The 11447-nt window shown below is 62.4% G+C and carries 9 protein-coding genes; 5 read left to right on the forward strand and 4 right to left on the reverse strand.

Translation table 11 applies throughout. The annotated features are described in order from the left end of the window. Positions 1-79: 79 nt before the first annotated feature. From AU074_RS17040 to AU074_RS17050, 3 genes are read right to left on the reverse strand one after another with little or no spacing between them, the layout of a single operon-like run. The gene (locus AU074_RS17040; protein WP_076015709.1) at positions 80-1144 is read right to left on the reverse strand and encodes a lipocalin-like domain-containing protein; all 1065 of its coding nucleotides are present in this window, start codon (positions 1142-1144) and stop codon (positions 80-82) included. Beyond that, positions 1134-3608, reverse strand: coding sequence for an FtsX-like permease family protein (locus AU074_RS17045; protein WP_076015710.1), 2475 nt, complete (start codon positions 3606-3608; stop codon positions 1134-1136). Before AU074_RS17045 ends, AU074_RS17040 begins: the two co-directional genes overlap by 11 nt. Before the next feature lies 1 nt (position 3609). Continuing rightward, entirely contained in the window at positions 3610-4278 is a 669-nt protein-coding gene (locus tag AU074_RS17050; protein WP_076015711.1) for an ABC transporter ATP-binding protein, read from the reverse strand. Between the two features lie 346 nt (positions 4279-4624). Here AU074_RS17050 and AU074_RS17055 point away from each other — a divergent pair, with 346 nt between their 5' ends. The 5 genes from AU074_RS17055 to AU074_RS17075 all read left to right on the forward strand — a co-directional run bounded on the left by AU074_RS17055 (position 4625) and on the right by AU074_RS17075 (position 10529). After that, positions 4625-5308 carry a histidine phosphatase family protein gene (locus tag AU074_RS17055; RefSeq protein ID WP_076015712.1) on the forward strand — a complete coding sequence of 228 codons (684 nt, stop codon included), beginning with the start codon at positions 4625-4627 and terminating at the stop codon, positions 5306-5308. 350 nt (positions 5309-5658) lie between these two features. Beyond that, positions 5659-7314: a lipid IV(A) 4-amino-4-deoxy-L-arabinosyltransferase gene (gene arnT, locus AU074_RS17060; RefSeq protein WP_076015713.1), complete on the forward strand. Its 1656-nt coding sequence runs from the start codon at positions 5659-5661 to the stop codon at positions 7312-7314. Positions 7315-7373: 59 nt separating this feature from the next. After that, positions 7374-8894, forward strand: coding sequence for a glycosyltransferase family 39 protein (locus AU074_RS17065; RefSeq protein WP_076015714.1), 1521 nt, complete (start codon positions 7374-7376; stop codon positions 8892-8894). Positions 8895-9036: 142 nt separating this feature from the next. Then, positions 9037-9723 (forward strand): M15 family metallopeptidase, encoded by a 687-nt coding sequence (locus AU074_RS17070; protein ID WP_083676691.1) that lies wholly within the window; start codon positions 9037-9039, stop codon positions 9721-9723. An 83-nt stretch (positions 9724-9806) separates the two neighbouring features. After that, positions 9807-10529, forward strand: a complete 723-nt coding sequence (locus AU074_RS17075; RefSeq protein ID WP_076015716.1) for a L,D-transpeptidase — start codon at positions 9807-9809, stop codon at positions 10527-10529. Here AU074_RS17075 and AU074_RS17080 read toward each other — a convergent pair. Continuing rightward, positions 10496-11356 (reverse strand): alpha/beta fold hydrolase, encoded by an 861-nt coding sequence (locus AU074_RS17080; protein ID WP_076015717.1) that lies wholly within the window; start codon positions 11354-11356, stop codon positions 10496-10498. The genes AU074_RS17075 and AU074_RS17080 overlap by 34 nt on opposite strands. Positions 11357-11447: the final 91 nt, after the last annotated feature.

The following is an 11447-nucleotide window of genomic DNA, read 5'->3' on the forward strand; positions in this document are numbered from 1 at the left end:
GGTGACATCCGGTCACCTGGGATGGAATCTAATTAATTACTGTATATATGTCCAGTATTTTGTAAGCCGATTCTTACAATTAATACCCAGTCATCTCCAGGTACCCCACTCCGCCCTGAAATTTCACCGGCCCTTCCCAGTAGGGAATGCTCAGGTTCATCCAGGCCTTTGGGTTGACCGCTTCCGTGGTGATATCCAGATGTTTGCCCGGAATTTTCAATGACCACTGGGTGGGAATGCTGCGCCCATCGATCGCGGTCGTGCCCAGTAGCGTCAGTTGAATATCCTGGTTGTGCAGGGTCTGTGTGTGGCCATCCTTGTCGATCCAGGTGCCAGTCAGGTACGACGGTCCGTCTGTCTGCCGCACCCGAAACAGCATCAGCTGCTCGCCGCTGTCCAGGTGCAGGGAGAACCAGTCCCAGCCGGTCTGGCTGGCGGTCAGGGGCTGGCTGCTCCATTCGCGGTCGAGCCAGGCGGTGCCGGTGACTTGATAAGGTTTTCCATCGATGGTCACGCGGCCATCCGCCTGGAAAAACGGCTGGCTGTAGTAGTACGACGCCTGGCCCTGGTCGGACTTGCGGCTGTAGCCGTTATCGCCCTGGAGCACCAATGGGCGGCTGGAGGTCAGGTGCAGGTCGTAGTTGAAATGCTCGCCGGCGGCCTTCAACTGCATGTCCGCCAGGGGGCTGGCAGCACCGGGGCGGGTGGCGAAATTCCAGTCATCGATCCAGGCAGTGAATGGCACCGCCTGGGCGCCCGCCTGCCCCACGCCGCCACGGGCATAGCGTTCGGCGGCGTAATGGCGGGTGGCCGAGGTGACGGCGGCGTGGCCGAGCCAGATCGTCGAGTCGTGCCAGCCCGGTTGCGTCGGCCCGGCCTTGAGTGCGTTGCGAAACAGCGTCCATTGCACGCCATAGGCATTGCCCTCGGCATCCTTGAGATTGGCGGTGAGGTACCACCATTCGATGCGATAGCCGTCATGGGGGCCGTGGTCCTCGGGAAAGCTGAAGACTTTGCCGGGCACCACTTGGGCAAAGTCCGCCGCCTGGCTGCCCAGCCCGGCGAAGCTTGCTTCAGGCGCTGGCGGTTTGTCGCAGGCGCCGAGCAGCAGGAAGGTCGCCCAAAGCAGGCACTTAATCTTCATTGGCAAAGGTCCTCAACAAATCCGCCGGGCGACTGCGGTACAACTGCCACAGCGGCCAGGCCGACGCCAGCAAGGTGGCCAACATCGCCAGCCCCAGCAGTTGCGCCAGTTGCCACGGAAATACCTGCAACGGCAGGCGCCAGCCGAAGGCCTGGACGTTGATCACTACATCCAGGCACCACGCCAGCAGCAAGCCCAACGGCAATGCCAGTATTAGAGTCAGCACCGCCAGCAGCCAGGTTTGGCCGAGGTTGAGCAGCATCAATTGGCGGCGCGTCACGCCCAGCGCCCACAACGGCGCCAACTGGCCGAGGCGGCTTTGACTTTGGGTCAGCAGGCTGATGAACAACGCCACGCCGGCTACTCCCAGGGTCAGGCTGTTGAGGGCGGCGGTGGCGGCAAAAGTCCGTTCGAAGACCTGGCTCGACCAACCCTTGAGCTGCTGCTGATCGACGATGCGGCTGTCTTCCAGGGCGAACCGGTTCTGCACTTCACGCACCAGTAGCGGTACATTGCCGGGCAGTACCCGCAGGTTGAAACGTGCCGGTGATAATCCCGGCCAGTGCTGCAACAGGTGCCGCGAGTTCACCAGCAGATGGCCTTTGGGGTTGCCGTAATCGGCGTAAATCCCCACCACCTTGGGCGACCATGGACCTTCAGGCGTGGGAATGTTGATGACATCGCCCAGCCGCACCTTGAGCCTGCGTGCCATTTGCTCGCTGAGCATCAGGGTGTCGTCCTGCAGCAACTGGCCCCATGGGTCCGTCGCCGCTTCCAGCAACGGCCAATGCTCGCGATAAGTAGGGTCGTCGACCACGCCGAACAGCTCCGCCGGCCAACCTTGCAACTGCACCGCGACCTGCCAGGTGGGCAGTACCGCCTGCACCAGTGGCTGCTGCACCAGCCAGATTTGCAGCGCGTCGGCCTGGGCCGGGTTTTGCGGGTTGAGGTACAGCTCGGCGGTCAGGCGTTGTTCCAGCCAGTTGTTGAAGGTGTGGCGAAAGCCCGATGTCATCGAACCCGCACCGATGTTGGCGGCCAACGCCAGCAGCAAGGCCATCAGCGCCAGGCTCAGGGCCGGCAACTGCTGGCGGCAATCGGCGAGAAACCATTGCCCCAACACCGAACGGCTGCGCCCCAACACCGTCTTGAGTACGCCATTGAGCACCACCGGTAAGCCCAACGCCGCGCCCAGCAACAAGGCCGCCATCAAGACAAACCCACTGGCCAGGCTGTCACCAAACACCAGCGCCAGCAGCGCGATCAATAAGGCAGCGCCTGCCACCCAGCCCTGACGCCGAAGCCAGCGCCCATGCGCCTGATGCCAGGCCTGGGCATTGGCCAACGCCAACAATGGCAAACGCGCCGCGCGCCATAAACTGCTGGCCCCGGCGAGCAATGCGCCGAGCAAACCCAGGCCCAGGCCACTGAGCCACCACAGCGGGCTAAGGCTCAGTTGGCCGGGCACCTCGGCTCCGTACAAGCCGCGCAAACTGGCGGCCACGTCCGGCAGCAACAGGCTGGCGAGCAAGTACCCGCTGGCCACGCCCACCAGGCCGCCGAGCATGGCCATGCCACCGAGTTCGACCGCCAGGCTGAGGATCAGCATCCGCGCGCTGACCCCGCACGCACGCAAGGTTCGCAGCAGGCCGCGCCGTTGTTCCAGGGCCAGGCCGATGGCGGCGTGCACGATAAACAGCCCCACGACGAAGGACAAAAAGCCCAGTGCATCGAGGTTCAGGTGGAAGCTTTCAGTGAGGCGTGCGAGGTTGTTTTCTTCGGCCTGCTTGAGTTGCAGTTGCGCGCCCAATTCGGGCGGCAAGGCGGGATGAGCCGCAGCAAAGGCCTTGTCCAGCAACAGCCGCGACAAACGTTGAGGCATGTCCAGCAGGGGTTGGGCGAAGCCAATGTCAGTCAGTAACAGTCCGGGAGCCATGTCCGGTTGTACATGCAGGGGCGGCAGTGCCAGCCCGGCCGCCGTCAGCGGCTGATCACCTTCTTTCAGGCCCAGCGCCTGCAAGGTTTGCGGTGCAATCCAGGTACGTCCCGGCGGGTTGAAGAACGCGACCATCTGCGCCCGGTCCAGGGTCTGCCCGGCCACCGCGCCACCGCCAGGCAACGACACCGGGTCGATGCCCATCACTTGCAAGCGCTGGTCTTCATGCCCCTTGAGCGTCACGCGGCCCTGCACCACCGGCGACACCGGCCACCCGGCGCGGCGCAGGTCGGCGAACAGCGCCTGGGGGAAACTGGCACCGTCCGGCGCACCGAGGCTGGCCTGGGGTTCGCCACCGATCAGTTGGCTGGCGCGGGCGTAGCTGTCCCGCGCCTGGCTGTTGAGGGCTTGCACGCCGGTCAACAGCGCGGTGGCCAGCCACAAACCGGTGAGCACGCTGAAAAACTGCACCGGGTGGCGACGCCAATGGCTGAGCAACGCGCGCAGCGTCCAATAGAAGACACGCATTTCAGCGGGCGTCCGCGGCAAGTACCTGGCCGCGGTGCAACACCACCTGCTGGTCCAGGCGCGCGGCGATACGCGGGCTGTGAGTCACCATCAACAAGCTGGTAGGGCTGTCCCGCAGCAGGTCCAGCAGCAGTTGCAGCACTTCATCGCTGGTGGCTTCGTCGAGGTTGCCGGTGGGTTCGTCCGCCAGCAACAAGCCGGGCCGCGACGCCAGGGCTCGCCCCACCGCCACCCGTTGCTGCTGGCCGCCGGACAGTTGTTCGGGGTAACGCTTGAGCAAGTCTCCCAGGCCCAGGCGTTCCACAAGCTGTGCTTGCCATGCCGGATCGAGGCGCCCGGCCAGGCGCGCCTGGAATGCCAGGTTGTCTTCGACTCGCAGGCTGCCGATCAGGTTGAACTGCTGGAACACCAGGCCGATCTCGGTGCGGCGCCAGTGGGCCAACTGCGCTTCGCTCATTTGGTCCAGGCGCTGATCGCCGACCTGGATGCTGCCACGGTCGACCTGGTCGAGCCCGGCCACCAGATGCAGCAGCGTGCTTTTGCCACTGCCGGATTCCCCCATCAACGCCAGGCTGCTGCGCTCCCCCAGGTAAAGGTCGACACCCGCCAGTACAGCCAGCGGCCCCTGCGGCGTGCCGTAACGCTTGAATACCCCTTGTACCTGCAGCATCACCCTTCCCCATACGCTTCTGGACTTAAGCCGGAGAATAACGGTTGTCACATTTTTATGTCACAACCATGGGCAAAAGGAGCGACCCATGACCCCCTGCAAATTTTTCACATTGATTTCACCCGGCGGCCACCTGCCGCACTTTAAATTGCCGCCCACGAACAGATAACAGGCTGATTATTTTCAAGCCTTGCAGTGCAAGTGAACAAATTTTTATATCGGTATGTTCAGCAAAAAGACAGCGCCCCTGTGACACGCTTTTGCACATTCCTGCCTAAGCGCTCTTCACTTGGCGCCCTGCCTAACTTGCTGCTGGCAGTTACCGGATTACGCCTGGAAGTTACCAATGGTGAATAGTGTGGTTGACCTGACTCTAAGCAAGTCTCGCTCGCGCTGGGCGTTTTTAAAACAGTTGAACAAGCTATGGCTTGGCGTGGCGGGTATCGTGATGGTCAGCCTCGCGCTAACAGCATTTATCTGGTGGCCAAGATCGCCGCTTGACCTGGGCGTGGGCCATCGCCTGCTCACTTCCGGCGTGCTGGAAGCCTGGCGCAACGGAGACCTGGTAATACTGGTGCGCCATGAAGAGCGCTGTGACCGCTCCAACAACCCCTGCCTCGGCCCGGCGGACGGCCTGACCACCCTCGGCACGTTGTCCGCCAGCGCTGTGGGCAAGGCGTTTCAGACCCTGGGCATGGAAAACACTGACGTCCTGAGCAGCCCCACGACCCGCACCGCGCAGACCTCGCTGTTCATGTTTGGCAAGACCGAATTGTCACCTGGCCCGCTGGCCATCTGCGGCCCTGCCATCGGCGAAGAACTGCGCCCCCATAAACAGCCTGATCGCAACTTGCTGCTTGTCACTCATAGCGCCTGCATCAGCGACTTCGAGGAGGCGCTGGGCTTCGAACATGCTGTACATGCCGAATACGGCAGTGCATTGTTTGTAAAGCTTCTGCCCAATGGCAAGTTCAAGGCGCTGGGCATTATGAACAGCAAGGACTGGGCGGCCGCACTTAAACAACTTTAGAACACTTCTTTACATTTAATCACTCAAGTTCGTTCAGCAAAAAGACAGCCATGCCATGGCATCTTCTACCTATTTTTAATAGGCGTTTTTTCCAGAAAACTCTTAGCTCGCTAACTTTTCACACGTTAACACCATGACGATGATGTTCGATGCCTCATTGGACGCCACACGTTTAACGAACTTAACCAGGGCGCATGGACACTCCGTTTCGCGCCCACTAACAGACTGTTTAAGGAATAACGTTCTGTGCCGGATGTTTACCCGACCACGACCACGCTTCACCCCTCGCGCATGGCTGTTCCAGTGCTCGCGCTGATCCGCCGTCAATACCGCTTGAGAGTGCAATATTCATGACCCGCCTTAAACCATTGCCCGTATTGCTACTGGCATTCGTGATGTTCTATTTGTTGCCGCTGGGCCTGCACGGCCTGTGGATTCCCGACGAAACCCGCTACGCCCAGATCAGCCAGGAAATGATCATGAGCGGCAACTGGGTATCACCGCACTTCATGGGCGTGCGCTACTTCGAAAAACCCGCCGCCGGTTACTGGTTGATCGCGTTGGGCCAGGCGATATTCGGTGACAACCTGTTCGGCGTACGCATCGCCTCCGCGCTGACCACCGGCTTGAGCGTGATGCTCGCCTATCTGATCGCCCGCCGGCTGTGGAGCGACCCGCGCAAGAGTTTTGCCTGCGCGCTGCTGTATATGAGCTTCGGCCTGGTGGCCGGGCAAGCGGGTTACTCCAACCTGGATCCGCAATTCACCTTCTGGGTCAACCTGAGCCTCGTGGCCCTGTGGTTTGCCCTCGACAGTGCCAACCCACGTACCCGCCTCGCCAGTTGGACTTTATTGGGTGTGGCCTGCGGCATGGGCTTCATGACCAAGGGCTTCCTTGCGTGGCTGCTGCCGGTACTGATCGCCCTGCCTTACATGCTCTGGCAGCGCCGCCTGGGCGAGCTGCTGCGCTACGGCCCGCTGGCGATTCTGACGGCGGTCGTGGTGTGCCTGCCCTGGGCGCTGACGGTCCACCTGCAGGAGCCGGACTTCTGGCGCTTCTTTTTCTGGCACGAACACATTCGCCGGTTTGCCTCCGACAACGCCCAACATGCGCGGCCGTGGTGGTTCTACCTGCCGCTGATGGTGGTGTCCTGCCTGCCGTGGGCGGCGCTGCTGCCAGCAACGCTATGCAAGGCCTGGAAGGACAAAGGCCAACCCGCCATCGTCTTCCTCGCGCTGTGGATGCTGCTGCCCCTGGGCTTTTTCAGCCTGAGCAACGGCAAGTTGCCGACCTACATCATGCCGTGCCTGCTGCCGCTGGCGCTGCTGATGGGCCATGCGTTGATCGACCTGCTGGCCAACGCCCGCACCCGCACGCTGCGCGTCAATGGCCTGCTCAACCTGGGCATCGGCCTCGCGGCGATGGTGACGCTGATCTACCTGCAAATCGACCGGCCGTTGTACGGCAACAGCCACAGCGAGATGTTCAACCTGTCCCTGACGTTCATCGTGCTGATGGGCTGGATGCTCGCCAACCTGCTGCAAGCGTTCCGCCCGCTGGTGCTGTGGGCGATGCCGGCCTTGGGCATTGGCCTGCTGGTGGCGCTGTTGCCCGCCGGCATGCCGGCGGTGATCGAAGATAACCAGATGCCTGACCAGTTCGTGCTCCAGCACCTGGAGGAGCTGCAACAGACCCATGCGCTGCTGAGCAACGAACTGGAGTCGGCGTCTGCCTTGGCATGGCGCCTGCGCCGGCCCGAAGTGACGCTCTACAACACTGAAGGCGAACTGCGCTATGGCCTGCAATACGCTGACTCGATGCACCGCAAGGTGGATCTGGACAGCGTTCAAGCCTGGCTCAAGCAGGCGCGCCAGCAGGGCCCGGTGGGCGTGATGATGCGGGTCAGGAGCACCAGCGAAATGCGCGAAGCCGGCCAGCTGCCGCTGGGGGGCAAGCGTTATTACAAGGGCGATCTGGAGATCATCATTTACCCGCCATTGCCGTAACACAGCCGCATTAATGTGGGGTGACCCATTCAACGCTCATCCCACATCGGAACTGCTCCATGAATTTTTGGAAAACCGACCGCGGCGCCCTGCTGTTGCTCCTTGGCGTGTCCGCCGTAATCCTGCTGCTGGGCCTGGGCGCCCGCGACCTGTGGGGCCCGGAAACCCGCTGGGCGAACATCACCCTGCAGATGCTGCAAAGCGGCGACTACTTTGACCCGTACCTCAAGGGCACCCCGTACTACGACAAACCCCTGCCGTCGTATTGGCTGATCACCGGTTTTGCCAACCTGATGGGCGGCCTGGGGCCGTGGTCGTTGCGCCTGTCTTCGGTCATCTCGGCGTGGCTGAGCATCTGGTTGGTCTACCTGATCGGCGAGCGGCTATTTCGCAAAGGCACCGGCCTGATTGCCGGCTGGATGCTCGCGACCACCTTCTACTTCATCTTCTGGGCCCGAGTGGCCACGGCGGACGTGCTGACCGTGTGCGGGGTGCTGGCGGCGGTTTGGTGGTATTGGCGCGGGCCGGACGACACGCGCCTGGGGCGCTACACAGTGTTCTTCCTGTTGTTGGCCGCGACGTCGCTGTTCAAGGGGCTGATCGGCTTTGTACTGCCGGGCCTGGTGCTGTTGCCGCACCTGCTCAGCGAACAGCGCTACAAGCGTCATCTCAACCTGCGGCTGGTGTTGGCCGTGGTTATCGCCGGGGCGTTCTATGCGATTCCGTTTGTACTGTCCCATCTCTACGGCGCACCGACCTACGGTGAAAGCGGCCTGGAACTGGTGTTCCGGGAAAACGTGGTGCGCTTCTTCGACCCGTTTGACCATATGGGACCGATCTACACCTACCTGATCTACCTCCCGGCCTACACCTTGCCCTGGGCCCCGTGCTGGATCCTCGGCCTGTGGCTCGCCGTGCGGCATTGGCGCGACACCCCGCCCAACACCCGCTGGCTGGTGTGGGGCCTGGGCCTGCTGTTTGTGTTCTTTACCGCCAGCGGCAGCCGGCGCAGTTACTACGTGCTGCCACTGGTGCCGTTCGCGCAGCTGCTGGCGGCGTGGTGGGTCAGTGAGCGTATCGCCCGCAACGGCACGGTCGGGCGCGGCTGGTACCGGGGGTTCGGCATCGCCGCCGGGGTGATGCTGCTGGTGCTCGGGGTGGTGTATCCGTGGACCAATGGCAACGGCGGCGTGACCCGTTTCGCTGCCGACGTGCAAGTACAGGCGGAGAAAAGCGCACCGTGGAATCAGTGGCAGATGGTAATGGTGGAAGTCGATAACAAGGTGCCGATGTACCTGCAAAATCACGGGGCGCCGTTCTACTACGTGGCCGAAACCCAGGATTTTCCGCGCCAGGGCGACAGTGCGGCGTTCATGGCCTGGCTGGAAAAAACCAGCGGCCGCACCTTTGATCCCAAGCGCACGATTATTGTCACGCAGTACACCAAGGATGACCCGACGCCGCTGGCCTATCTGGGCAACGATCATCAGGTCATCACGACCCAGCCGGACAATGGCGAACGGTTGTTCCACAAACGTGACGGCGGCAGTGTGGCGTTTGTGCCCGGCACCGCGCCCTAGCACTGGCGGCAAGGGCCGGGCATTGCTAGTGTGGCGCGCTTAAGCCACCGCCCGAGCCCGGCCGCCCATGCCCTACTCTTTCCCCGCAGTTGCCGTCCTGAGCCTCCTGGTGCTCGCCGCGCCGGCAGCGGCAGACACGCCAATGCCAGCCAACATGGTTTACCTGCGAAGCCTCGACCCGAGCATCGCCCAGGACATTCGCTACGCCAGCCCCCACAACTTCACCGGAGCACCGCTGGACGGCTACAACGCCGCCGAATGCGTGCTGTCTGCCGACGCGGCAAAGGCCCTGGTGCGGGTCCAGGCCGAGTTGGCCAGGCAGGGTTACGGCTTGAAGGTATTCGACTGCTATCGCCCCAGCCGTGCCGTGGCGAACATGGGCCGCTTCGCCAGCCTGCCGGGCGATCCGGCCAAGGCCGAGTTCTATCCCCGGGTGAACAAGCAGGATTTCTGGCGCCTGGGCTATGTGGCGAAGGTTTCCAACCATTCCCGGGGCGCGGCAGTCGACGTGACCCTGACCGGCCCCGATGCACGGCCAGCCCAGGCCTGGAGCGCCGACACCGCGGCGGTGGATTGCGCGGCCGGGTACGGACGACGCCTGCCGGATGGCGGCCTGGACATGGGCACCGGTTTTGATTGCTTCGACGAAATGGCCCATACCAACAGCCCCAACATCAGTCAGGCGGCACGGCAGAATCGCCAACGGCTGAGCGCTGCGATGGCCAAGGAAGGCTTTGCCGGTTATGCCGGCGAATGGTGGCACTTCACCTATAGCCGAAACCCGGTGCGGGCCGAGCCGATGGACTTCCCTATCGAACCGCTGCGGTAACATCAAAACACAGCTTCAGCTTGATAAAGCCCGGGGCGAAAACTAGCGTTTGAGGTTTCCCTCTTTTCAAGGACTGAACGACGTTGAACACGCTCATCAAAACCTGCGCGGCGCTGCTGACGCTGCTTTCAAACGTGGCGCTCGCGCAAATCCCCGACGACAGCCGGCAACTGATCGTGGTCACCACCCCGGACTGGAACGCCCTTCAGGGCACCGCACAACGTTATGAGCGGCATGGGCAAGGCTTTCAGAAAGTCGGCGAACCGTTTGCCATCGTGGTGGGCAAAAACGGCATGGCCTGGGGCACCGGCCTTACCACGCCAACCCCCGACCAGCAGCCTCTCAAGCATGAAGGCGATGGCAAGGCCCCGGCCGGCATCTTCAAGCTCGGCAGCGCCTTCGGCTACGCCCCCACCGCCGATACCCGGTTGCCTTACACCGCCAGCACCGCCACCCGCGAATGCGTGGATGACAGCCAGTCCAGCCATTACAACACCCTGGTCGACCGCTCGGTGGTGAACAAGGACTGGACCAGCTCCGAGCGGATGCTGCGCAAGGATCAGCTGTACCGCCAGGGGATTTTTGTCGAGCACAACACCCCGGCTTCAGCCAACGGCGGTTCGTGTATTTTCCTGCATATCTGGCGCAGCGTCAGTGCGGGGACATTGGGCTGTACGGCGATGGAGCCGGTGAATATCCAGGCATTGTTTGCCTGGCTGGACCCGCGAGAAAACCCGGTGCTGGTGCAACTGCCGGCGGCGCAGTACGACCTCTACCGTGAGCGCTGGAAACTGCCGTCACGTTGAGCTGACTGCAGACGGTGAAACGCGGCCAATACCTCATCGGGTTTTTCCAGCATGAGTTGGTGGCCGCATTCGGGCAGCAACTGATACTCGGCATTGGGCAAATGCCGGGCGAGTGCTTCGCCGCCGCTGGCTGGGGTCAGGCCGTCGCTGTCGCCGGCCAGCACACTCACGGGCAAGGTCAGGGTGAGCAGTGCATTGGCGTCTGGCCATTGGACGTTTTTCATCAGGGCCTTGAACATGTACAGCGGGTTGCGCTCGGTGAGTTTTTCTTCGTAGGCGACCAGTGCGGGGTCGGCCTTGGCATTCCATGCGGCCTGGCGGAAACCTTTGGCCAGCGTTGGGCGCAGCCATTCCAACATCCATGCGGGCAGGCGCATCAGGCCGCCGCTTTTGCCGGGGCGGTTCAGTTGGGTGCCCAGCAGTAATGCGGCTTCGATGGGGATCGCGGGGTTGGCCAGCAAGGCGCTCAGGCTCAGGCCGGTGCCGAAGGAGTGGGCGACGATGAGGTTGCGGGGGCCGCTGTAGCGTTTGAGGATTTCCAGGTAGTCGGCGACCAGTTCGGGCCAGGCATAGGCCTCTGGGTTATAGGGTTTTGCGCTGGCGCCGTGGCCCAGGAGGTCCCAGGCGACCAGGCTGTAGCCCTCGTTTTTCAGGGCTTGCCATAGGTGGCGCCACTGGTCTTTGTTGCCGCCGGCGCCGTGGCAGAAGAACACTACCGTGTCGGGTTGGGTGGTGCCCGCGTGATGGGTGATGCTCAGGTGACGGTTGGGGCGGATTTCCAGTTGTTGGCCCTGGATCACTGGCAGTTCGGTGAAAGAGGTCGGCATGGAGGTTTCTCAATAAGTGAAAGGGTTGGGTACATATCCGTTATTCAGGTGATGGCTTGTATCGGTTCCGCTCTTACAGCGGCTCACTTTT

It is taken from the genome of Pseudomonas sp. ATCC PTA-122608 (assembly GCF_001952855.1).
Lineage (GTDB): Bacteria > Pseudomonadota > Gammaproteobacteria > Pseudomonadales > Pseudomonadaceae > Aquipseudomonas.